17 protein-coding genes are annotated in these 24,054 nt (G+C 46.0%); 11 read left to right on the plus strand and 6 right to left on the minus strand.

What is annotated here, in order from left to right; all coding sequences use genetic code 11:
- Nucleotides 1–19: 19 nt before the first annotated feature.
- Nucleotides 20–274, minus strand: a complete 255-nt coding sequence (locus LIX84_RS11470; protein WP_005375145.1) for an Lpp/OprI family alanine-zipper lipoprotein — start codon at nt 272–274, stop codon at nt 20–22.
- Nucleotides 275–826: 552 nt separating this feature from the next.
- Between LIX84_RS11470 and LIX84_RS11475 the strand changes: the two genes are divergently transcribed.
- From LIX84_RS11475 to LIX84_RS11500, 6 genes are all read left to right on the plus strand, one after another.
- Nucleotides 827–2,170 carry a DEAD/DEAH box helicase gene (locus tag LIX84_RS11475; RefSeq protein WP_104972894.1) on the plus strand — a complete coding sequence of 448 codons (1,344 nt, stop codon included), beginning with the start codon at nt 827–829 and terminating at the stop codon, nt 2,168–2,170.
- 326 nt (nt 2,171–2,496) lie between these two features.
- Entirely contained in the window at nt 2,497–4,494 is a 1,998-nt protein-coding gene (locus LIX84_RS11480; protein WP_226421342.1) for a prolyl oligopeptidase family serine peptidase, read from the plus strand.
- Entirely contained in the window at nt 4,495–6,633 is a 2,139-nt protein-coding gene (locus LIX84_RS11485) for a TonB-dependent hemoglobin/transferrin/lactoferrin family receptor (protein ID WP_226421343.1), read from the plus strand.
- 12 nt (nt 6,634–6,645) lie between these two features.
- Complete coding sequence (locus tag LIX84_RS11490) at nt 6,646–8,898, plus strand: proprotein convertase P-domain-containing protein (RefSeq protein WP_226421344.1); 2,253 nt, start codon at nt 6,646–6,648, stop codon at nt 8,896–8,898.
- A 25-nt stretch (nt 8,899–8,923) separates the two neighbouring features.
- Complete coding sequence (locus tag LIX84_RS11495; protein ID WP_182036017.1) at nt 8,924–10,375, plus strand: Lcl domain-containing protein; 1,452 nt, start codon at nt 8,924–8,926, stop codon at nt 10,373–10,375.
- A 1-nt stretch (nt 10,376) separates the two neighbouring features.
- The gene (locus LIX84_RS11500; protein WP_053808314.1) at nt 10,377–10,952 is read left to right on the plus strand and encodes an Lcl C-terminal domain-containing protein; all 576 of its coding nucleotides are present in this window, start codon (nt 10,377–10,379) and stop codon (nt 10,950–10,952) included.
- Between the two features lie 109 nt (nt 10,953–11,061).
- On the opposite strand, the gene LIX84_RS11505 is transcribed toward LIX84_RS11500, so the two are convergent.
- Nucleotides 11,062–12,705, minus strand: a complete 1,644-nt coding sequence (locus LIX84_RS11505; protein ID WP_226421345.1) for a methyl-accepting chemotaxis protein — start codon at nt 12,703–12,705, stop codon at nt 11,062–11,064.
- A 328-nt stretch (nt 12,706–13,033) separates the two neighbouring features.
- On the opposite strand from LIX84_RS11505, the gene LIX84_RS11510 reads away from it, so the two are divergent.
- The 5 genes from LIX84_RS11510 to LIX84_RS11530 all read left to right on the plus strand — a co-directional run bounded on the left by LIX84_RS11510 (nt 13,034) and on the right by LIX84_RS11530 (nt 19,041).
- A complete protein-coding gene (locus LIX84_RS11510) occupies nt 13,034–13,855 on the plus strand; it encodes a phosphate ABC transporter substrate-binding protein (RefSeq protein ID WP_005397879.1) in 822 nt (273 codons plus the stop codon).
- A gap of 103 nt (nt 13,856–13,958) precedes the next feature.
- Entirely contained in the window at nt 13,959–14,891 is a 933-nt protein-coding gene (pstC, locus tag LIX84_RS11515; RefSeq protein ID WP_006741921.1) for a phosphate ABC transporter permease subunit PstC, read from the plus strand.
- Nucleotides 14,892–14,913: 22 nt separating this feature from the next.
- Entirely contained in the window at nt 14,914–15,777 is an 864-nt protein-coding gene (gene pstA / locus LIX84_RS11520) for a phosphate ABC transporter permease PstA (protein ID WP_226421346.1), read from the plus strand.
- Nucleotides 15,778–15,837: 60 nt separating this feature from the next.
- Complete coding sequence (pstB, locus tag LIX84_RS11525) at nt 15,838–16,587, plus strand: phosphate ABC transporter ATP-binding protein PstB (RefSeq protein WP_005397884.1); 750 nt, start codon at nt 15,838–15,840, stop codon at nt 16,585–16,587.
- A 330-nt stretch (nt 16,588–16,917) separates the two neighbouring features.
- A complete protein-coding gene (locus LIX84_RS11530; RefSeq protein ID WP_226421347.1) occupies nt 16,918–19,041 on the plus strand; it encodes a sensor domain-containing diguanylate cyclase in 2,124 nt (707 codons plus the stop codon).
- Between the two features lie 116 nt (nt 19,042–19,157).
- Here the strand turns inward: LIX84_RS11530 and LIX84_RS11535 are convergent, their stop codons facing one another.
- The 4 genes from LIX84_RS11535 to LIX84_RS11550 are packed head-to-tail and all read right to left on the minus strand — an operon-like array spanning nt 19,158 to nt 24,044.
- A complete protein-coding gene (locus tag LIX84_RS11535; protein ID WP_226421348.1) occupies nt 19,158–20,804 on the minus strand; it encodes a BatD family protein in 1,647 nt (548 codons plus the stop codon).
- A 4-nt stretch (nt 20,805–20,808) separates the two neighbouring features.
- Entirely contained in the window at nt 20,809–22,578 is a 1,770-nt protein-coding gene (locus tag LIX84_RS11540; RefSeq protein WP_226421349.1) for a VWA domain-containing protein, read from the minus strand.
- Nucleotides 22,571–23,575 carry a vWA domain-containing protein gene (locus tag LIX84_RS11545; protein ID WP_226421350.1) on the minus strand — a complete coding sequence of 335 codons (1,005 nt, stop codon included), beginning with the start codon at nt 23,573–23,575 and terminating at the stop codon, nt 22,571–22,573. Before LIX84_RS11545 ends, LIX84_RS11540 begins: the two co-directional genes overlap by 8 nt.
- Nucleotides 23,568–24,044, minus strand: coding sequence for a DUF4381 domain-containing protein (locus LIX84_RS11550; protein ID WP_226421351.1), 477 nt, complete (start codon nt 24,042–24,044; stop codon nt 23,568–23,570). The genes LIX84_RS11545 and LIX84_RS11550 overlap by 8 nt, the downstream gene beginning before the upstream one ends.
- Nucleotides 24,045–24,054 lie beyond the last annotated feature (10 nt).

Here is a 24,054-nt window from a genome sequence, read left to right on the forward strand (position 1 = left end):
TAAGACGCGGTATCAAATCTTACTTAGTGTAAGACTGAGCGATGTTATCGATACGCTCGTTAGCACGCTCAGCTTCTTCTTGAGCAGCCATTGCTGCTGCACCTGATTTTTGAACGTCAGATTGAAGAGCTTGTACGTCTTGGCTTAGTTGGCTAACTTGGTTGCTTAGTTCGTCTAGTTTTGCTGCATTTGCTGTTGCTGCGTCATCAGAAGAAGCACAACCTGCTAGTAGAAGTACTGAAGTTGCTGCAGCTGCGATCAACGTTTTGTTCATATAAGAACTCCTTGCTTATAGTGAAAGTCTCGCTACCAACTATTATTTTATACAGTAGCGAGGTTAAATGTGGATACATTTTATCAGTACATGATGTAGCAAAAGTCAAAAAAACCCAAGAATTTCATGGAGTACCTGACGTCAACTTTTACCTGAGCTTAACAAAGGTGAGTGAATTATCCTCTCCCTTATTCCCACAACAGTTCTCATAGCAGGTGTTTTTGCCACGTTCCTGATATCAATAATTTAGACGATATTGACACAAATGAAAGTTTCTCGGCGCAAATAACTGCCATTTACGCAGTTTTATTGGAGAAAGAGAGGCACACCTTGAGCTCGCTTTTCTCTAAATCTTAAGCCAAGCAGCTGACCAATAAAGCGAGGGTTTGTTCTTAATTGAGCCGCAAATGATGTTTTGTTTTCATCCGTGGGAATTAGTTTGTGTGATCTCTATCTATACTCCTATGATTTGCGGTATTATACCGAGCTTTATTTTTTTGCTGCGTTAGAGCGGAAACGACATTACAGAGCGCTCAGACGCTGACTGATTTATTGGAGAATACTTTGCAATTTAAAGATCTAGGCCTAGACAACCGATTGTTGAAGAACCTAAAACACTACGATTTTAAAAAACCAACTGACATTCAAAAGCAGGCTATTCCTGTTGCGATTGCAGGCAAGGATTTATTGGCATCTTCGAAAACGGGTTCGGGCAAGACTTTGGCGTTTGTATTACCAATGCTTCACAAGTCTTTAAAGACAAAATCGTTTTCTGCCAAAGACCCTCGCGCAGTTATTCTTGCTCCCACTCGTGAGCTAGCGAAACAAGTGTATGGTGAGCTTCGCTCTATGCTTGCTGGCCTATCTTATGAAGCTGCATTGATTTTGGGTGGTGAGAACTTTAATGATCAAGTGAAAGCACTGCGCCGTTACCCGAAATTCATCGTGGCGACACCAGGACGTCTGGCTGACCACTTAGAGCACCGCTCGCTTTACCTTGAAGGTTTGGAAACTCTGATCCTTGATGAAGCAGACCGTATGTTGGATTTGGGCTTTGCACCAGAGCTTCGTCGTATCCATAAAGCAGCTAAGCATCGTCGCCGTCAAACATTAATGTTCTCTGCGACGTTGGATCACGCAGACGTAAATGACATTGCGGCTGAAATGCTTAATGCTCCGAAACGTATTGCTATCGGTGTTTCTAACGAAGAACACAAAGATATCACGCAAAAATTCTACTTGTGTGATCATCTTGATCATAAAGAGGCGATTCTAGATCGCGTACTTTCAGAAGCAGAATATCGCCAAGTTATCATCTTTACGGCGACGCGCGATGATACTGAGCGCCTAACAGCGAAGCTAAACGAGAAGAAACTGAAGGCCGTTGCACTGAGTGGTAACTTGAACCAGGCTCAACGCAATACGATCATGAGCCAGTTTGAGCGAGCGGTATTCAAGATCCTAGTGACAACAGATGTTGCTTCTCGTGGCTTGGATATTGCGACAGTGACACACGTCATTAACTTCGATATGCCAAAGCATACTGAAGAATATGTACACCGTGTTGGCCGTACGGGCCGTGCTGGTAACAAGGGTGATGCGATTTCTCTTGTTGGTCCAAAAGACTGGGATAGCTTTAAACGTGTAGAAGCTTACCTACAACAAGATCTTGAGTTTTCAGTATTCGAAGATCTGAAAGGTAAGTTCAAAGGCCTGAAGCCACCTAAGCCAGATTTCCGTAACAAGAAAGCGACAGCTAAGAAATCACGCCCTCAAGCGAAGAAGTCGGCTAAGAAACCTGTTAAACGTGACAAGAGTTTCTACAAAAACGTATCAGTGGGTGATGATGTGTTCATCCCGAAGAAAAAGCCAGCGGCACCAAACTCTGAAGAGTAAAAGTCGCTCCAGTTTTCAACTGATTTTAGTTTTTCAAAACCCGAGTGTTCGCACTCGGGTTTTTTTATGCTTATCTCCAGGCGAAATGATGTCTTTCTATACTAACGTGTTTGCTAGGCTTTTATATTTATCTGGTTTTATATAAACAGCATAGATCGCTAATTTAGAGAGGTATTAAGTTTTATCAACTCGGTCCAAGCAAACGTTTTTCCTCACATACTAGATAAAAATCTCACATGATTATGAAAATGATAATTGATCTCATTTTTATTTAAGGGCAGAATACGCGCCATTGTATTAATCCTATAAATGAATTTGCTCTCTATATGAAATTTACTCATGTTTTTTTAGGGCTCATAATTACCTCTAGTTCTTGCTTTGCCGTTAATGACTTTAATTGGTTGCGAGATGACGCTCGTAAAGATGAGCGAGTTCTTACCTACCTAACAGAGCAGAACCGTAAGACTGAACAGCATCAAAAAAAATATCAGACGTTGACGCAAGATCTTCTCGCGCAGTGGGAAGCCATGGTGGCAGATAAAGGTGATAAACCATGGTCGATCGTAAATAGACGCGAATGGACGTTAACGCGTCGTGACGGTGGTTATGTGTTGCTATCACGTTCGAACCAGTATGCACAAGAGAACACAGTATTTGATTTCTCTGAACGTCAATCTGCATATCCGTATTATCAAGTAGGGCAGTGGCAAGTAAGCGGAGACACGTTGCTTTTTACTGAAGATATTGATGGCAGCGAGCAATATCGCGCCGTGGTTGTTGATTTACTCTCTGGCCAATCTACGGAGCTGGCAACGCACGTCGATAGCGGTGTATTGCTTTCACCTGATGGTAAGATGGCTTACCTCGTTTCGAAGGAAATGCGTACACAGCGACCTCATCAGATCCTACGCATCTCCACTGAATCTTTGGCTAAAACAGTTGTATGGCACGAATACAAATCAGATTGGTTACTTTCTTTCTACCGTGCGGCAGATAGCCGTTACGTGGTGCTGCAAAGCAACAACGAGTCAACCACAGAGCAGAAGCTTGTTGATCTAGAAACGGGCACCGTAAGCGATTCACTGAGAGTGCCGGAAGCGGGCGTGGAATATTACGCGGATGTGGCGAAAGGGCGCGTTTACGTCAACAGCAATCTTGAAGGTACATTTGCACTTTATCAAACCGATCTAGCACCTCTTAGCGCAACATGGCAACGCTTTACTACCCCTCGTGAACCGCTTGACCAGTTCTACCTTTATGATGCAGGAGTTGTGGCACTCAGTAAGCCGAACAACGTAGCGACATTGACGGTGTATTCATACCAAGGTCAGGAAAAAGTGATACTGCCATTGGAACACGATGGCAATGTCGCTTGGTTGAGCACGTTAGGCGATTTTGAATCAAACAAGATTCGTATCCGAAGCATGTCGATGACCACGCCTCCTCAATGGGAAGAGTTTGATGTAAAAACGCTGACTAAATCTTTGTACTCTCAAGATGCTTACCAAGATTTTGGTAGCCAACATTATGTTTCCCAACGAATTTTCATTAAGCACGATGGTGTTTCTGTTCCCGTCTCTTTAGCGTATCGCAAAGACAAATTACACGCTCAATCACCCGTGATGATTTACGGCTATGGCGCATACGGTTTTACGATGAAACCGTACTTTATGCCTCAAGTCATAAGCTTGCTCGACCAAGGCGTGATTTACGCTATCGCTCATGTTCGTGGCGGTGGGTACTTTGGCGATGAGTGGCATGAGCAAGGCCGTGGTGTGCGCAAAGCCAATTCTATTGGCGACTTTGTCGCGGCCGCTAAGACGCTGAAAACGTTTGAACGCGGTAATCGAGAGGTTTTCGCCATTGGTTCTAGTGCTGGTGGCACGTTGGTCGCGGGAGCGGTTAATCGAGATCCTAAGTTGTTTTCAGGTGTCGTGCTTAAAGTACCTTTTGTTGATGTGGTAGCCAGCATGTCGGATACCTCACTTCCGCTGACCACACAGCAGTATGGTGAATGGGGTAACCCAACCAAACCTGAGCAACTGGCACTAATGAAGGCGTACGATCCAATTCTCAACATTCATAAAGACGCTTACCCACCCATGCTGGTTCAAGTCGGTTTGATCGACCAGCGCGTGCCTTACTGGGAAGGTGCCAAGTATCTCGCCAAGGTTTCTGAGCTAAGTGAGCACACCGGGCCGTACTTGTTACAGACCGATTTTAACTCGGGTCATCAAATGGACCCACGACAAGCGCAAGAACAACAAGCAAAAGAATACGCCTTTCTTTTATCACTAATTAAAACATCTAAAGCGGAGCAGTAAATGAAGCTTACCCCAGTGTCAGCGGCAGTACTTTCGGTACTAGCTGCCAGCCAAGTGCACGCCAAATCTGACGTTTTCTCTATGGAAGAGGTCGTGGTGACGGCGAATCGGATTGAACAACCAATGTCTGAACTAGCAGGCAGCGTCGCAGTTGTTACTAGCGAAGAGATTGAACAAAAGGGCGAAACAGAGCTTTATGATGCGCTGCGTCATGAACCTGGGGTAAGTGTGTCGGGCGGCGCTGGGCGTCCACAAAACATCACGATTCGAGGCATGACGGGTAACCGCATTATGATCATTCGTGACGGTATTCGCTCAGCAGACGGTTTTGGTGCGAATGACAGCAATGACAAAGTGGGCCGCGATACGTTTGATCTTTCTAATTTGGAATCATTAGAAGTAGTGAAAGGGGCGAGCTCCTCAGTCTTAGGTTCTGGTGCTATCGGTGGCGCTGTGATTCTAAAATCCAAACAGCCGGGCGAGTTTTTAAAAGATCGTGACTTTTATGTTGATGCCACGGGCACGTACACGGGGATCAGCAATAAATACAAAGGCGCGAGCAATCTGGCATTTCGTTCTGGCGACACGGAAAGCTTAGTCAACGCGGCGTATTGGCAAGGTGAAGAGACGCGTAACTTCAGCCAAGATTTGTACAACCGCGATTTGGATGGTTACAGCGCGTCATACGCCATCAATCATTTCCTCAATGATGAAGTGATGGTCAAAGCGCGTGCCGAACTTTATCGGCAAGACCAACAACGCCTGGAAGGTTCGCCATCTATACAGAAGGATGGCAAATGGCATATCGAAGACTTCGCAGAAGATGAATCGACAAAAGAGTACAGCGCTTACATTGGTGCAGAGGTTACACCGATTAATCCAACTTGGTTCGAAGAGTTAGATACAAAGGTCTACTGGCGCCACACCGAAGTGGTGGAAGACACGAATCGTTTAATGAGACAAGTTGACCACAATGGTTTGACTGTTAGACGTCGCGAGCTAGAACACAAAACCTTCATTGACGAAACAATTGGCTTCCGTGGTGATTTCACCAATACGATTTATGCTGCAAATGCTGAGCACCAATTGGCTTACGGTATCGAGCTTTCTACTGACTATTATGAACGCACAGATAGCGATTCCAAGATTGATTGGAACGGGGTAACGCCTTCGACCAAACAACCTTTCGCTCCTGCTCGTGCTTATAACATTGGTCTGTACGTTCGAGACATGGTGGAGCTGGATAAATGGACCATTACAGGCGGCCTGCGCTTTGATGCGCATCGTCTAACACCGGACGGTGAGGGTGAAGTGGGCGGTTTCCCATTAAAAAACATGGATAGCTCAGAGGTATCTCCAAGCCTATCGATTTCTCGTGAAGTGTTTGCCAATAACATCGCTTATGCATCTTATAACCACGGTTATCGTGCTCCGGAATACGACAAAGCGTATGGCTTCGTAAACCATGACTTTGTGCCGCTAACGCCGTTTGTCATTGCACCGAACATGGACCTAGAGGCTGAAACTTCGGACTCCTTTGAAATCGGTAACAAATTCGATAATGGCCGCGCGCAACTTTACGTTTCTGCATTTTACAACAAGTTCCAAAACTTCATTGATGTTGTTACCACAGGGCAAGATAACTTCGGTAACTACATCAAGCAATACCAAAACTTACACGGCGTTGAAACCTACGGCGCCGAGCTTTCTGCCGCGTACGCTTTCACTTCGTCTTGGAAGCTAAGTACCAAGCTTGGTTATGTGGACGGAAAGGACGCCGAAGGCGAGTACGTTCGTAGCATCACACCTTTCGAGGGCAATGTTGGGCTGAACTATCAGCAGCAAGACTTTAATGCGTTCGCGACGTGGAACTGGGCTGGTTCGATGGATCGTGTGCCGAGTTGCCAAACGTCACTTGGACAAAAGACCGAGTGCGCACAAACAGATTCATGGAACACGCTCGATTTGGGGGCAAGTTACCAAATCACCAAAGATTTTCGTTTGAGTGCGACCATCATCAACCTGTTCGACAAAGAATACATTCGCTACCAAGACGTTGCTGGCATAGCGGATGAGAGCAAACGCTACTCAACGGAACCAGGTCGTTACTTTACGGTTAACGCGAAGTACATCTTTTAGTAGGAGCCCTGCATGAAACTCAAACTTTTGGCGCTTTCTCTTGCGTTGGCAGGCGTTCAAGTGACGAACGCTGCCGAGTGGGATTACCCTAGCGCTGCCATTACGGTTACGAACCAAGCTGAAGCGCTGCGCTATTTACAAGCGAATTACGCTAGCGCTGGCGAACTTAAGTTTCGCTATCAAACTCGTTCTCAGCTCGGAGATCATTACAACTTTGATGTGTGGGTCGATGGGCAGTATCAATCGCAACGCACCATTGTGCTGTCGACTAACCAAGACAGCGAAGTTGAACGTATTTTCAAAAGCCTTGAAGATACGGTGATTCGTAATGGTGAGGCGATGCCAGCCGGAGAACTGGAACTGCCTGTTCGATTGGAAGTGACCGAGCCGCCAGCATTGAGCTCTGGTGAGTTAGTGACTGTTCCCGTCTCACTCTTTGATCCTGATTTACGTACAATGCAACAACAAGCTGCGCCTGATTCTGCTTGGAATTCGTTAGAGGATTATCCGCAGCCACTTCAATATGTTGAGAAGCAGATTCAAGTTTTGCAGTCCGGGGGCAAGTTCTACCTAGCCAACGAGCGCGTTAAACAGGTGGATGCACTTGCATTACTGTCTTCACCTGCGGTAGGTGCGGAGCCTATGCGTGATACAAGCAGTATTTTGCCGCCTGAGGGGGTTCAATCTTTTGCGGATGTAAAAGCGATGCAAAGCGCTCAACTTGGCGACAATGCCTTTTTGCAGTTGATGGCGTTTTACCATCTTGATAGCTCACTGCAGTACTTATCGAGCTTGAGCTATGACTTATTTGAAGAGCCGCTTCGTTTTGATGGGCGTGGTTTAGCGCTCGACAACTCTTCTTACTACACAGGTTCGCGTGCGCTGATGTTAGGCGTTGGCGGAGTATCTCCAGATGCTGCAGATGCAGATGTGATTTTGCACGAGCTAGGACACGGTATTCACTATCAAATCGTTCCTGATTGGGCGTATGGCCATACTGGCGCGATTGGAGAAGGTGTTGGTGATTACTGGGCGGGCAGCGCGAGCTACCGAACACAGTATTTAGATGCAGCTCGCCGTGGCCAAGAATTCGAGTTAGATACGGTGTTCAACTGGGACGGTATGTTCGGAACACGCAAAACAACTCGTAGCTTATGGAACCAAAGAGCGCGTTACTTCGAGAGCTCAGAGTATCCAGCGCACGTTAGTGTGGGCGGTGAACTAGGCGATGAGCTGTGGTCAACGCCACTGTTCCAAGCACTTAAAGCGTCGGTTGAACGATACGGTGATGATACCGATAACGTGTTCCGCGAGTTTGACGCCATTGTACTTGAAGGCATGTACGGTATTGGTCGTGGCGTGAAAATGCATGATCTGGCGGAATCGACCGTGTTTGCCGCAAGCATTTTGTTCCCAAATAAAGACTATGCCCAGTTCCTGACGGACAGCTTCAACAAACACAACTTGCTTAAAGCGCCTTTTCGTGTTCGCTATGACGCTCGATACATCGCACAAGGTCAAGACGTGGGAGTGAGCCTGAGCCAAACTGGCCGCGAAGCGAGCATCAAAGGGCAATGGCAGCTAAATAACGCATCCGTTTTTGACTTTGATGAAACGCTTTCTGATTCGACCTCAATGAAGGTGGCGTTACCAAGCGGTCTGACATGTGGCACGCAATTCGATTCCTCTATTTCATTGGATTACCAATTTGCTGAAGGCTTAAAGACTCACCAGTGGAGTGAAAAGTTGATGCTGGTTAATGGTACGCCAGAGCTCGATATCCAGTCTCAACCAGTGAACTCCGCTTTGCCGGAGCAGGGTGACAGATTGTTCTCTCAGACGCTATCGGACAAGTCACGCACGATTGATGATTCGTTTGCGGTTTACCTGAACATCGAACATGACTCACTGCAGGATCTGCAAGTGACGCTTGTGTCTCCACAAGGTAAATCGGTTGTGCTACTTAGCCATCAATCAAGCAATACCAATGGATTTAAAGGTTACTTCACCGCTCAGTATGACGAGGAGTTACAAGCACTTGTCGGTCAGCCGAGTTGGGGTACTTGGCGTCTCGAAGTATCTGACCGCGTGTCAGGGAACTCTGGGGTGTTGAAAGAGTGGGGTGTGAGTCACTTTGCTCAGTATCAGTGTAGTGCTGATACCACTAAAGAAAGCAGTGGTGGTGGTTCAGGTGGCAGTGGTTCGCCTTGGACCTTGTTAGGACTTTTCCTGCTTTCAATGGTGAGAGTGATTCGTTCTCGTTAATTAAAATCTAAAGAAGACAAAATTTATGAAGTTTCAATATTCTTTCGTTGCTATGTCACTAGCCCTAGCTGGTTGTGGCGGTGGTTCTGGTGGTGACACGTCAACACCGACCTATAATGTAGCTGGCACCATCGTTTCTGCAGGTACACTTCTTGATACGCCAGTATGTATCGATTTAAACCAGAACTACGTTTGTGATACTACTGAACCGAGTGCTAAAACGGATAATGCTGGTAAGTTCTCCCTGACGTCAAGCGACAAGAACATTTTGACTAGCACGATTCTTGCTCAAGTTGATCAAGGCTCAAACCAAACGTTGCGTCTTGCAGCTCCAGGCCAAAACTTAGCCACGGGTAACACAGTAAATGGTGTAACAACATTGCTCGCAGGTCTTGTGGTTGACGGTAAAACCGTTGCTCAAGCTGAAGATATTGTTAAAGCGCAACTCACGGATGCCGGCGTTTCTCTATCTGGTACGGTAATGTCTAACGCAGAAGCCAGCGAGCTAGACAAGCTAGAGCAAAACACGGTTGCACTATTAGCTGCGATGCAACCACAACAAATGACCAAAGGCGTAGCGCTGCTTGCTCAAAGTCTTAGCTTCCAAGGTAAATCGCTAGCCTCTGATCTTCTGTCTGAAGCGGAAGTGAGTGCATTTGCTGAAGAAATTGCAGCGGTTGCTGAACAAACGGTTGGTAGTAACGATACGGGTGCCATTCTTCACTTTGCTGATGGCGCTGCAGACGTTGCAGAGGTTCAAGCTTCTTACCCTGGTCAAGATGCGGAATACGGCTTCGACAAACAGGACAAGCAAACGTCGACAGGCGCGGGCTTTAAGTTCGTTAAGCTAGATTCACAAGGCGCTGCTTTAGCTGCAGATGCCACTGAGTGGGCTTGCACTTTGGATGAGCGTACTGGTCTTGTTTGGGAAAACAAGAGTGCGGATGCGAGCTCTATTCAATTTAAAGACCGCCTATTTGCGTTTGAGTCTGAAACATTTAAGCCATTTAGCAAAGATGTAGATCTTGCGGGCTGTAAAGAGGTGGGCGATGAAATTTGTACTACGAGCCAATACGTTGAGTACATAAACAAACAATCGTTATGTGGAATCACTGGTTGGCGCCTGCCTACTTACCGTGAAACTTATGACTTACTAGATTTCGGTGAAAAGACACTATTTGCGCCGAGCACAGAATATGAACCGAACAATGTGTATGGTTTTAATGTCAAATACTTCCCACAGCAAACTTTAGGCAGCCCTTATTTAGAAAAAGGTGCGTTTTGGCATGATGGTTTTAGGTTTACGGAAACATCATCACAGCTCATGGATGGTGAGATTTATTTCCCCGCAATTGTCTCTCGGGGCGCAGATAGAGGGGCTACTTCATTCGTTGAGATTCGCTCAAGCAGTACAAGTGAAGATGCCTATGATTCCTACCAATTCCCAATCCGTCTAGTAGCAGTTAAGGGACAATAAGATGAAGAAACTAATGACCGCGCTATCTCTTGTGTTGGCTTCTCAAGTAGCAATGGCAGCACAAGAGTGTTCGACTGAGTTTGCTAAAACAGCACCTAATACACGTTACACTTATTCAGATAAGGGAACTGTAACAGACTTAAAAACAGGTCTTACATGGATGCGCTGTCCAGTCGGTATGACATGGAATGCAGCAAACGAAGAATGCACCGGAACGCGAGCTACGATGTCATGGCAATTCGCGCTGTCTACGGCCCAACAAATTCGTAATCCGTCCGGTAACCACCCTCTACACAACTTTGCTGGCAAAAAGAATTGGCGACTAGCAAACATTAAAGAGTTGGTATCGTTAACGGAGCAAGCTTGCTATAGCCCAGCGATGAATGGTACAGGCTTTGCGAGCGGTTATACACTGACAGACAAGGACGATATTTTAGGACGTAATATCTGGAGTAACACACCTAATGGTGACGGTAAGCATGTTGCTACTCTTGATACGACTAATGGTGAGGTTTTCAATAGAGATCCATTAGACTCAAGTTTCAAAAGCTCTCTCTTGTTAGTGACAGATGAATAATACTTATTACGTTAATAAAGATTGATAGCTTTGCCTTTATAAAAAGCTCCGCCAGTGCGGAGCTTTTTTCTTTTCTAACCTTTGGCACTTATCGTGTTGAGCAGAATGTTTAAACTTGGAACTGCTTAAGTTGGTGCTTTTGGTTTTCCGCTAAGTCTGAAAGCTCTTGAGCGGCAGAGGCGGACTGCGTAATGCCAGTCACGTTCTGGCTCACTAGTTCATAGATGTTCGTTAAGTTGTTGTTGATATCGGCCGTGACCTGTTTCTGCTCTTCTGATGCGGTCGCCACTTGCGTGTTGATTGAGTTCAGAGCGGCGATAGCATTACTGATATTAGCAAGTGATTGGCTAACTTCTTGTGCCAGAGCTTGGTTGTCTGACAACATGGCTAAGCTAGAGTGCATGCTTTCATTCGCGTGACCAGATTGCTGCTGAAGCTCTTCGATGATGGTTTGGATCTCTTTCGTCGATTCCTGAGTTCGCGCCGCTAACATACGTACTTCATCGGCGACTACCGCAAAGCCTCGGCCACTTTCGCCCGCTCGTGCAGCCTCGATCGCTGCATTCAGTGCAAGCAAATTGGTTTGCTCAGAAATGCCTTCAATCACTTCGATCACGCGACCAATGTGTTCTGATTGATCTTTCAGCGATGTCACGACGGCTGCGGCTTCGTTGAGTTGTTCTGCCATTTTTTCGCTTGCGCGAGTGCTTTCCTCAAACATGCTCAGACTTTGTGAGGTAAGCATGCGTGCTTGATTTGATGCGCTATCGGCTTCTTGTGCATTGGTCGACACTTCAGCTGCAGTCGATTCTAGTTGGTTGATTGCCGAAGCCACTTGCTCAACTTCTTGCTTTTCTTGATCTGAGTTAACGCTGCTTTGAGTCATAACAGTCGCTAACTCGGTCGATGCTGATGCCACATCTTCACTAATTCGAACTAATGCACTCACGGTTTCACGCAGTTTGTCGATGGTTTGGTTTACATCCTGAGCCAGTTGCGACACTTCGTTTTTTCCGATGGCTTCGGCTTTAACCAATAGATTTCCCTTCGCGACTTCTTGCATGGTTCCTTGAAGGTTACGAATCGGTGCAACGATATAGCTGGCTAGTATCCAACTAATAAGCGAAGCAGCACTCAAGATCACCGCAAGTGAAACCGCACTGTAAGTGAGCGTGGTTGAATGCTGTTCGCCATTCGCTTCCACTTCATCGGTGACGATTTGATTCAATTGTTTAGACAGGTTGTCGATGGCGTTGATCATTGCTTCGCCAGCCAATCGATATTCTGCCATCGCAGATTCGTACTTTTGATTGAAATCGGATGTGGTGTAGCCAGAAGAGTGTTTGGTGGTGAGCAGAGGTGTCATGGTGACGCGCGTGAAATCAACATAGTGATCCATGGCTTTGCGCATAGTATTCACTTCGGTTTGAACGCCTGGGAGGCTATCGATGGAATTCAGAAAATCGCGGTTTTTGTTTTGTCGTTCAGACAGTTCTTGGTTGAGAGATTGGACATCTTCGGCTCTAAATAGACTGTAAATGGCTTTGATGCGCATAGCGTAGGTGTTGTCTACGATGGCGCTGAGTTCCTCTTTATGAATGATCAGCTTGTTGGTGGAAGTGGAAACCTTATTGAATGCTTGGTCGAGCTTGCCGATTCCGACGCTCAATCCAATGATGAGTAATACAACGGTGAATAGAACAGGTAAAAAGACCTGAAGTTTAATAGAAAGCGTACTAAGAAATTGACGCATGATTGACCCTCTATCGGTTTGATTATTATCTTTTTTATAAATAAGCATTTCGATTTTAATTGCCATACTCGTCAAATCAATGACTTACTCATATCCAATTGTTATGAAATGTACCAAAATCGATGGAGTTATCATTTTGAACGCGCGGCAATTTATAAAAGCGCTAAGCTAAAAACGGTAGAGGGATCAGTCGCGGAATTAATATACAAAAATGACAACGTGTCATAGAGGGTTCAACTAAGTGAAACACAACTGTCATATTCAAATTCTAAAGTGAGCACCGTTCAAGTGAAACACAACGGCAATAAAGCCACTTAAGGAAATTGTGATGAAAAAGACAGTAATCGGTGCAATCGCACTTCTAGGCGCAATGGCAGTGACTCCTGTTTCTGCTAAAGAAACTATCTCTGCAGTGGGTTCTAGCAGCGTAACTCCACTGATGGAAGTTTTCTCTGAAACGTACATGAAGAAGAACCCTAACGTATTTATCGAAGTTCAAGGCCCTGGTTCTTCAGCTGGTGTTAAAGCAGCAAAAAATGGTTCAGCAGACCTTGGTATGTCTTCTCGTAATCTAAAAGACTCTGAAAAAGAATCAACACTAATCGAAGAAGTGGTTGCTCGTGATGGTATCGCAGTGGTTGTTAACCCACAAAACAAACTGCCTGGCCTAACAGCAGAGCAAGTGACTGCAATCTACAAAGGCGAAGTATCAAACTGGAAAGAAGTCGGTGGTGCAGACAAGCCAATCGTAGCAATTACTCGTGACACGGCTTCAGGTACTCGTGGCGCATTTGAAGACATCATGTCTCTTAAAATGAAGATTTCTGGTAAGAAGGTATCAGCTATCTCTCAACGTGCTCAAGTTGCAAACGGTAACGGCGCACTAAAAACAATGGTTGCATCTAACCCATACGCAATCGGCTACATTTCTCTTGGTACGGTAGACAACACTGTTAATGCTCTAGCAATCGACGGCGTTGATGCAACGGTAGCTAACGTGAAAAACGGTTCTTACAAAGTAGCTCGTCCATTCCTTGTGCTTTACAAAGAAGGCAAGCCATCAGCTGAAACGCAAAAATTCCTAGACTGGATGCTAACTGAAGATGCGCAAAAGCTAGTTGACCAAAACGGTTACATCTCAGTTCACTAATTTTATCGGAACTCTTAAGTTTGCTCAGCCCACCATTTAGGGCTGAGCCTTTTCTATCCATAGTGTTCACCGGCAAAACGCCCAGAACCGTGAGATTTTTTAAATGACCATCGCAACAAATAGTGAAAAGCTTATGAATACTGATGCTAAAGCTATCAGCAAGCCCGGCCTGCGCGAGAAACGTCGCGTAGACTGGAAAGAGCGTATCTTCCACGGCTTGTTCCTAACCAGTGCCGTTATCGGCATCGTCTCATTAGCCGTTATTGCTTACTTTATTGTTCGAGAAAGTATCCCGGCATTCCAAGAAGCTGGTGTATCGGGCATCGTTCTTGGACAAAACTGGCTGCCGCCTGCACTTTACGGTGTTGCGACAATGATTGTGGCATCTATTGTATCGACGGCAGGTGCGGTAATCGTTGGTGTGCCAATTGGTGTGCTGACGGCTATCTTCATTGCCGAAATTGCACCAAAGCGTCTTGCGGATATTATTCGTCCTGCAGTTGAGCTTTTGGCAGGTATCCCGTCTGTGGTTTATGGTTTCTTTGGTTTGGTCATCATCGTACCGCTGATTCAAAACATCTTTAATGTCCCTGCGGGTAACACGATTTTGGCAGGTATCATCGTGCTTGGTGTGATGATTCTACCGACCGTAATCACAGTATCTGAAACGTCTATTCGAGCTGTGCCTCGTGCATACAAAGAAGGTTCTTTGGCACTTGGCGCTTCGAAAATATACACAATCTTCAAATTGCTCGTTCCAGCGGCTCGTTCAGGCATCATGACGGGTGTGATTTTGGGTATTGGCCGTGCTCTAGGTGAGACAATGGCGATCATCATGGTGATGGGTAATGCACCTGCTATGCCAGAAGGCATCCTAGATTCGGCACGTACGCTAACCGCAAACATCGCGATTGAAATGTCTTACGCAAGTGGTATTCACGCCAACGCTCTTTACGCCACTGGTGTTGTACTTCTGGTCTTCATCATGTCGTTGAACGCTGTACTTCTTTACCTAAACCGAGAAAAAGCGAAGTAATCGCTCGTTAAAGGTGACTATTATGGATCGCGCAAAACTAAAACAAGCTCGCCAGTTCAAAGATAACGTCTTTAACGCTTTGGTTTGGATTTCGGCTGCACTAACGGTAGGCTTTTTGTTCTGGATTATCTGGTACATCCTATCAAATGGTCTACAACACATAGATTGGAACTTCATTACTGATAACTACACACGTACTGGTGAAGAGCACGGTATCTTCCCGATGATCGTCTCGACCATCTACATGGTTATCGCATCCATCGCGGTAGCGGCGCCACTGGGTATCATGACGGCAATCTACTTAACCGAATACGCGAAAGTCGGTAGCCGATTGGTAAAAATTATCCGATTCTGTACTGAGTCGTTGGCGGGTATCCCGTCGATCATCTTCGGTCTATTCGGTATGACGTTCTTCGTGGCAATTCTTGGTCTGGGCTTCTCTATTCTGTCGGGGGCACTGACTCTAAGTATTCTTATTCTGCCAGTGATCATCCGTACTACGGAAGAAGCACTGATGGCAGTGCCTCAAACGTATCGTGAAGGCTCTTACGGCCTTGGCGCTTCAAAAATTTACACTATCTGGCGTTTGATTCTTCCGAGCGCAATGCCAGGTATCTTAACCTCGGTCATTCTAAGTATTGGTCGTGTCATTGGTGAGTCTGCTCCTGTATTTCTGACAGCAGGCATGGTTGCTCGTATTCCAGATTCTCTGTTGGACTCCGGTCGTACATTAACCGTTCACCTATACAAACTGACTACCGAACTGTTTACCGTTGAAGAATGGAATCAGGCTTACGGTACCGCAACAGTGCTTATCGTGGTTGTTCTTCTGATCAACATGGTAACGAAACTGATTGCTAGACGTTTTAACACCGCAACTTACTAACAACACTAATTAAGAACGCACGTTAAAAGACACGAATTCAAGATTTAAGAGATTAAGAAAATGAACAAATTTGATATTGAAAACCTAGACTTATTCTACGGTGAAAACCAAGCACTGAAATCGATCAACCTACCAATTCCAGTTCGCCAAGTAACGGCACTTATCGGCCCGTCAGGTTGTGGTAAATCAACGCTTCTACGTTGTTTGAACCGCATGAACGACCTAATCGAAGGCGTGAAAATCACGGGTAAATTGGCGATGGACGGCGAAGACATTTACGGCAACATTGATGTCGCGGATCTTCGCATCAAGGTTGGCATGGTGTTCCAGAAGCCAAACCCATTCCCGATGAGCATCTACGAAAACGTGGCTTACGGCCTACGTGCTCAAGGTATCAAAGACAAGAAACACATTGACGAAGTGGTAGAGCGTTCACTACGCGGTGCAGCACTTTGGGACGAAGTGAAAGATCGTCTGAAGTCACACGCATTTGGTCTATCGGGTGGTCAGCAACAGCGTCTTTGTATCGCACGTACGATCGCGATGGAGCCGGATGTGATTCTGATGGATGAACCAACGTCGGCACTTGACCCAATTGCGACACATAAAATCGAAGAGTTGATGGAAGAGCTGAAGAAGAACTACACCATCGTTATCGTGACCCACTCAATGCAACAGGCGCGTCGTATCTCTGACCGTACTGCGTTCTTCCTAATGGGTGAACTGGTTGAGCATAACGATACTCAAGTGATCTTCAGTAACCCTCAAGATGACCGTACTCAAGGCTACGTAAATGGTGATTTCGGTTAATTCGCCATATTTACAAGCATAACTAAATAACTATAAGCGATGGTAACTTTGCCCCTCTTTTTGAGGGGCCTTTTTCTTTTCAAGCTGCAGATTTATAACACCAACCTATACCAATAATTCTTGCAAGGAAGCACAAATATCCCTCCCTTTTTTATAGAACATGTAACTTATGTGAAATACGGTTATAAAAGTGCTGAAGAGCTCTCGAATGTGAAACTAAGTCTGATAATTTTGCGAATGACTTAACAGCTCAAATTTTATTGTATTGATTGCATATGATGGCCTAAGTAGTTTTTTATCGAGAATAAAAAAGTAGATTAGGTTGGTAGGGTGAGTTTAAGAAGTTTTACAAGAAAAGTGTCTTCAACGAGGGATCATCGCTTATTAGCGGAGGCGATATTTGATCATTTAGAGAGTTTGTTCTCCCCTCAAGCCTTAGCCATTTTTGAAGATCCTTCAATCAATCCCCGTTATTCTGTGAGTTTCTCTCGCGGGGAGCTTTACCCAATCCAAAGCTATCCTGACAGCTTCTGGGAGTGGGCAAGTCAGTTTGACACTTCTGAAAGCATCATTCCTCTGGCGATCAATACTTGTAACTGGAATCACACCCAAGATTTAGGTGGAGATAGTTACATAATGATGCTCGATAACACGCCTATCAAACGCACCTACCTACTGATTCAATCTGTTCATGCTCGCACGGCACACAATATCTATGAAGAAAGCTATGATGCAATGCAGCTTGCAGCGGCGCGTTGGCAGTGCATTCGCGCCGAGAAAAATGCGTCGCAAGAGATGAGACACAGAGATATTCGTGAAGCGCAATATGTCGATGAAATTAACCAACGCGAGCGCTTTATCGAGAACATGAAGTTAGTTCAGCAAGTTGCTCTCGAGATCTCCAACCCTGACTCCTTAAAAGATTTGTATTACAAAGCCGTCGAAGCGCTACGTCAACGGTTGGGGTTTGATCGCTCCACACTGATGCTTCTAGATATGAAAAAGCGCAGTTTCAGTGGAACATACGGCACGGATGAATCAGGCATCACAATTGATGAGTTCCACACGCAATACGATTTACACCAACTGAGCGAAGAATACATCGCTGCGCTGTCAAGCCTTGAGAGCAACCTAGTGATCGTGGAAGATGCGCCGATATACACAGCTGGTAAAGTGGTTGGGCAGGGGTGGAACGCGATGTTGATCCTACGTGATGGCAATGAGCCATTTGGTTGGTTCGCGCTTGATAACTTTATTCATCGCAAGCCGATAACAGCGTATCAAAAACAGATGTTGGACTCGTTTGGCTCCCTTTTCTCACAAATTTACATTCGAAAGCGCCAGGAGCAGAACGTGCGTATGTTGCATTCAAGCATGGTTGAGCTATCACGCTGTACAACCGTCAGTGATGTATGTAAATCGGCCGTCACTTTTGCCATCAAAAATCTTGGTATTGATCGTATGGCGGTGTTTTTGACCGATGAAAATTGCTCATACATGCAAGGCACTTGGGGGACTGACATTCAAGGCAATGTGGTGGATGAGTCTTATTTCTTTGGTGAGACACAAGACTTTTCGTTGATCAATTTAGCTCGCGCCGTACCTAGTGAAGTGGCATTTGAGGAATCCGTTCCTATTTATCATGACTGTAATATTGTCGGCTTTGGCTGGGCTGCGATGACGGTTTTGACTTCGAACAGCAGCGGGCCCATCGCCTTTATTGCTGTTGATAACTTATTGACGCGCGCGCCGCTGACTTCTCAGCTACGTGAAGTGATTCGTATGTTCGCTTCCAGTCTAGCGGAGGTTTTGCAGCGCACTCAAGCGCAAGAGGCGATTCGCGGATTAAACGAAAACCTGGAGTTAGAAGTACAGAACCGAACCAAAGAGTTGGAAGAAGCCAACCGACAGCTTGAGGTGCTTTCTAAACTTGACCCTCTGACACGTCTTGGCAATCGCCGTATGTTAGAACATGTGATGCAGAAATATTGCGCGCTAGAGTGTGAGGAAGCGATGTTCTTTGGTCTTATCCTGATTGATATTGATCACTTTGGCTTGTTTAACAATCACTATGGCCATCTCGAAGGGGATATCGCACTAATGCGCGTGGGTCATATCTTGGATCATCATACCAAAGGTGAAGACGAGGTTTTCTGTCGCATTGGCGGAGAAGAGTTTGTGTTACTAATGATCGGCTCTGATCAAGAGGCGGTAAAGCAGAGAGCGGAACGTATTCGTCAATGCATTGAAGATGAAGGCATCAAACACCAACACAACCCAGAAGGGGAGTTGCTCACTGTGTCAGTCGGTTATTCTTGCTACAAAACGAAAGGCAAAGACTTTAATTTCGACCATCTTTACCAGCTGTCGGATAAGGCACTCTATCAAGCGAAGAGTCATGGTCGAAATTGCGTAAGGCGATATGAGTACGATCATCAAGCTTTTGTTGAATAAGTGATGCTCATAACATCAAAGTTACTGAGACAGTTTGGTTGATTTTTAGATAAAACTGCTAAAGTGAGTTTGGTCGCACAAGAAAAATGGCAGCTCACTTGAGCTGCCATTTTTCTTTATAGTTTTTCTAGCTGGTGGTCGGTTTTCGTTACGTTTGCTTTGCCAAGGTTTTGAATTTTTGCCAGTAGCGAGTCTGGACGCCAAGGTTGTTGATTGGCACTAAAACGCGCTTGGTTCATGGCGTCAAGCTCTTGTTTTACTGCCTGCACATCACCAGAGCTTAACCTGTCTCGGTGAGTGTTTAGATACTCGTTTACTGAGCGTTCAATTTTAGCAGCGTCCCCTTCATTGATGACTTTTTTCAACGCATCAACGCAAAGAGGTTGCTCGGTATTCGAAACCGTTTTACTCGCCGTCATAGGACGCTTCTTCCATGCCCAAATCGCGATTCCTAACGTCGCCACCCAAAGCCCAGCGAAAACAAAGGTCAGGGTTTGCCAGAGGCTGCTCACTCCACCGTTTGGTTCGGGACTGATGGCTGACTCAGGTGGTGTTGGCAGAGGCGATTCCGGCAATGTGATAAGCCCGGTGTCACTTTGCTCTATTTCTAATTGTAGCTCTGGTAACGTCGCTTTTTTCGCTTCATCATTTTGGCTGTCCCACCAGTTCAAATGGTATCCCGGCAAGGTATATGACCCAGCCTCAGTGGGGATAATGACTTGCTTCACGGTCATGATAACGGTGCCATCTCTCGCGCTGTCGAATTGAGGCTGTTCTGGGTAGACCCGTAGTGAACTTGGATAATCAATACTTACTCGTGGAAGGTATTCGGCTTGTGTTCCGCGAGCTTTAATTTGAATGGTTCGAGTGAGTGAAGAGCCCTGTTTGACAGTGTTGAGCGCATTAACCGACAGTGTATTACCTTGATCGTCTTGCCAGCTCTGCGTCATTTCTAACGCTGAAGCTGGAAGCCATTCCCCTTCAAATTCACTTGGAATTGGTTTTACCTCGATAGGCATTTGCTCAGCTTTGGTGTTGATTGGCATGATCTTGGTAGAGCCCGTCAAGCTGTCGCCATAAATGTAAGAGCCTGTCAGTCTAGGACCTATCAAGGTGTAAGTACCCGGCTGATTCGCCGTTAAGCGAAACGACTGTTCAATGACCGCTACTTCTAATCCATTTAAGATCTTTTGTCCCTGCTGTAAGCCACCAATCGCTTCAAGCTTCATGCCTTCAATCTGTGGAGGCACAATTTGTGGGTTATCAAGACGGCGGGTATCCGCTTTGATCAAAAGCTGCATACGTAATGTCGCAGATTGCTGAGGGTACAGCGTGCTGTTGTCGACACTGATATTAAAGCTAAATAGGTCATCGAGATTGGGTTCAGCTTGGCTTGCGGTGACACGAAGCTTTATTGGCTCCGTTCTCATACCATCTGCGGAAAAGCTCGGAATAGTCAGAACACCTTCTTTCATCGGCGCAATCGAGATACTCCACTCAGTACGTACAGATTTTCTTCCGTTAATGTTATTGCTGGAGCGCCCATAACGAGGTTGACCCAAGAAAAAGTCGTTCTCAAGTACATTAAAGTCAATTGCATCTGAGCTGAGCTCAGTATCTGCCATGATTCTGAGGTTGATCACTTCATTCTTAGCAACTTGTGTTTTATTGACGCTTGCTTGAAGCGTTTGTGCCATCACCGAGAAGCTGGATAATAGGCTGGCCACAAGAATAAAGATCAGTTGTACGCCTTTGTTCATCACGGGCTTACCACTCCTTTTGAGATTGTTGTGGAGGTTGTTTTTGTCGAGCTTGAAGCTGCATTTGTGCACGAATCAAAAAGCTTGGATCGCGAGCGCTTTCGACTGCTTCTAGACGACGGAATTCAGGATCATCCCGATGCGTGTTTTTTGGCTGCACTTGAGCCGGCATTGGCTCACCTTGTTCCTGAGCCTGCTTTTCACCTCGTTTCGGTCGATGCTGCTCTGTTTTTTGCTTTTCTGTTTTATTTTCAGATTCTTGCTGATTTTGTGACTGTTGTCCTTGCTCTTCCTTCTCACCGTTTTGAGACTTTTGTTGCTGTTGCTGTTGCTGTTGCTGTTGCTGTTGCTGTTGCTGTTGCTGTTGCTGTTGCTGTTGCTGTTGCTGTTGCTGTTGCTGTTGCTGTTGCTGTTGCTGTTGCTGTTGCTGTTGCTGTTGCTGTTTCAGCTTCTGTTCCACAACCGACAAGTTTTTCTTTGCAGCTTCAAAGTTGGGCTTTTCTTCAAGCAGTTTTTTATAAAGCTCTGCCGCTTCTTCTAATTGGCCATTTTGCGCCAGAGAGTTGGCAAGGTTATAGCGGCCGTTAAGAGAGGCATCATGAGAAAATGCTTCGATAGCGGCGTCGTAGTCACCTTTTTGGTAACTGGCTGCCCCTTTCCAGCTTGGGTTTGTAAATAGATTTTGCGCCTGTTCATACTCACCTTGCTTGTAGAGTTCCGCTCCTCGTTGATTGGCATTTAAGAACGGATTGGCTTCGGCGTGTGGTGTCCAAGTCATCGGTATTACTGTTGCCACAAGCATCCAAATCAGGCCGCGTCGAAACAGTAAAGCTGCAGGCAGAAGTAACAGCGGCAGTAACCAAAAGCCACCGTTTAAGCGAGAGTCAGTGCTCACTTCTTCACTCTGCTTGGCCGAAAGATGACTGCCAACGTTGTTCGTAAAGGCCGATATGTTCTCAAAATCGCGATTGGTGTGCTGAATAGGAACAAAAATTCCACCTGTTTGCTTAGCTAGTATTTGTAAATTCTTCAGGTTTGTTTTCGCTACGACTGTTGTACCTTGTGCTGTCTTTAAAAGAGAACCGTCGGGTAGGGCGATGGGCGCGCCATTAGCAGTTCCTACTGCGAGAACAGAGATGCGAATGTTTTTACCTTTGACTAACTTCAACGCGCGAGACAGCTCTGACTCATCAAGGTCATCGGCTAACACGATGATGTCGCCTTGCAGCGTACCTGTTTGAGAGAACTGATTAAGCGCTAATTCAATCGCGGAAGGCAAGTTTGCCCCTTGAAAAGGCATCAACTCTGGTGACAAATTCTCGATAATGCCGGCAAGCGTGCTTGAGTCGGTCGTCAGTGGACTTAAGTTATAGGCATCGCCAGCGTAAGCAATAAGCCCCGTAGCGCCCTCTTGCCATTTGGGAAGTAAGTCCAGCGCTTTATAACGCGTTTGTGTTAGTCGATTGGGCTTGATGTCCGTAGCAAACATCGAACGAGACATATCAAGCACTAAAATGCGGTTTTGGTTTAACTCAAAGCTTGGTCTAGCATTGGATTGCCAGCTTGGTCCCGCTAGCGCAATACAGGCAATCGCCCAAGCTAAGCCCCAGAGAATAAAATAGTGTTTGGACTGCGCGTTTTGTCCGAGCACTTTAGCTAGATGAGGAGCAATCAGTGTCGATTTTTTTGCTCTAAATTTGTGATTGAGCAAGAGTGCGATAGGGATCGCGATGAGCCCCAGCAGCCAATAAGGATTAAGGAAAATAAACTCAGCCATGTTTTCTCCTCAGTAGGAATAACAATACCGACAATACGAATGCAGCGCTTAATGGGTATGGGAACCATTCTGACTGCGGACGCCAAGTTTGCGTGTCGCTAGACACGGGCTCTAGCTGATTGATCGTGTCGTAGACTTTTTCGAGCTGATCAGTATCTCGCGCCCGAAAATATTGTCCTCCCGTCATCTCTGCCACTTTAGTTAGCGTTTGCTCATCCAAGTCGGCTGCGGTGTTAACCTTGCGAGTCATGAAAAACTCTTTCACCATCATTTCACCAGCGCCTACGCCGATGGTGTAAATGATCGCATTGTATTTTTTTGCGATTTCCGCTGCTTCGAGCGGTTCGAGCACACCAGCAGTATTGCTGCCGTCACTGAGCAAAATCATGACTCGTTGCGGAGCATCACTGTCTACAAAGGTTTTCGTGCCTAGGCCAATGCCATCACCAATGGCGGTGCGTTGACCAACCAAGCCGATGACGGTTTGATTAATCTGCTGCATGACGGTTTTACGGTCTGCAGTGAGTGGCGTCTGCAAATACGCGTGATCGCCAAACAAAACCACTCCGAGACGGTCGCCTTTTCTCTTTGCCACGAAATCCGACAGAACTTTTTTGACAGCGGTGAGGCGGTCGATGTATTCGCCGTTGAGCTCCATGTCTTCTTGCTGCATCGAGCCAGATAGGTCGACGACTAACATCAAGTCCCGATATTTGGGTTGGAACTCAACTGGATCACCAAACCAAACTGGACGCGCACAAGCAATGATCAGCAGAACCCAGATCGCCATTGATAGTGCTTTTTGCAGGGCTTGCCGAGGCTTGCTGTCATTCTCATTCGTTGGTAAGTACGCCAATTTGATCTCGGCTTGTTGAGATTCTTGTGGCAGGAGCTTGTATACCAGCCAGGGGACGGGCAGCAAAAATAGTGCCCACCACCAGACAAATTCAATGTTTAGCCATTGGGCAAGACTGGTTATGAATGTTGGCTCAGTCACGGTTATTTGCCTTTTTCTTTGGTGGTAAGGCGTGAGTTATCCAAAAGACACAATCATCGACCAAGCTTTGATGGTTTTCTTGAGAGGACTTCTGATACAACGCCTCTTGCCACTGATGTTGTTTGTCTACAAATCGAGTTTCTTTGGTATGGCTATCGAGAAATTCATACCAAGCGATCCCAGTTAATGGTGCGATTTCTTCACGCGGAAAGTAACTCAATGCCGCCTGACGCAATATTTCCAGAGCAGAGGAGGGGGTATGAGGCGTGACAGATTGAGTTAAAAGTTTTAAGGCTGTCTTTTGCGCGCGTAGGCGTTTTTTACGCCATTTCGCATAAAAATAAATGCTGAAAACGAAAAGCACGGTGGCCGCCAGCACTGCCCACCATCCCCAAGCGAGCGGAAACCAATCCGGAGCGTTTGGTAAAATCAGAGGTTCAAGGTCTAGGCTTTGGTTGTCTGTTGTCATTATTATTACT

It is taken from the genome of Vibrio sp. E14 (genome assembly GCF_020515785.1).
Taxonomy (GTDB): Bacteria; Pseudomonadota; Gammaproteobacteria; order Enterobacterales; family Vibrionaceae; genus Vibrio; species Vibrio diabolicus.

What these genes read in the sequence shown, in the direction of transcription:
- LIX84_RS11490 (WP_226421344.1), top strand. Translation starts at nt 6,646, where the DNA reads ATGAAACTCAAACTTTTGGCGCTTTCTCTTGCGTTGGCAGGCGTTCAA.
- pstC (WP_006741921.1), top strand. Translation starts at nt 13,959, where the DNA reads ATGACCATCGCAACAAATAGTGAAAAGCTTATGAATACTGATGCTAAA.
- LIX84_RS11500 (WP_053808314.1), top strand. Translation starts at nt 10,377, where the DNA reads ATGAAGAAACTAATGACCGCGCTATCTCTTGTGTTGGCTTCTCAAGTA.
- LIX84_RS11540 (WP_226421349.1), bottom strand. Translation starts at nt 22,578, where the DNA reads ATGGCTGAGTTTATTTTCCTTAATCCTTATTGGCTGCTGGGGCTCATC.
- LIX84_RS11495 (WP_182036017.1), top strand. Translation starts at nt 8,924, where the DNA reads ATGAAGTTTCAATATTCTTTCGTTGCTATGTCACTAGCCCTAGCTGGT.
- LIX84_RS11550 (WP_226421351.1), bottom strand. Translation starts at nt 24,044, where the DNA reads ATGACAACAGACAACCAAAGCCTAGACCTTGAACCTCTGATTTTACCA.
- LIX84_RS11510 (WP_005397879.1), top strand. Translation starts at nt 13,034, where the DNA reads ATGAAAAAGACAGTAATCGGTGCAATCGCACTTCTAGGCGCAATGGCA.
- LIX84_RS11505 (WP_226421345.1), bottom strand. Translation starts at nt 12,705, where the DNA reads ATGCGTCAATTTCTTAGTACGCTTTCTATTAAACTTCAGGTCTTTTTA.
- pstB (WP_005397884.1), top strand. Translation starts at nt 15,838, where the DNA reads ATGAACAAATTTGATATTGAAAACCTAGACTTATTCTACGGTGAAAAC.
- LIX84_RS11470 (WP_005375145.1), bottom strand. Translation starts at nt 274, where the DNA reads ATGAACAAAACGTTGATCGCAGCTGCAGCAACTTCAGTACTTCTACTA.
- LIX84_RS11485 (WP_226421343.1), top strand. Translation starts at nt 4,495, where the DNA reads ATGAAGCTTACCCCAGTGTCAGCGGCAGTACTTTCGGTACTAGCTGCC.
- pstA (WP_226421346.1), top strand. Translation starts at nt 14,914, where the DNA reads ATGGATCGCGCAAAACTAAAACAAGCTCGCCAGTTCAAAGATAACGTC.
- LIX84_RS11480 (WP_226421342.1), top strand. Translation starts at nt 2,497, where the DNA reads ATGAAATTTACTCATGTTTTTTTAGGGCTCATAATTACCTCTAGTTCT.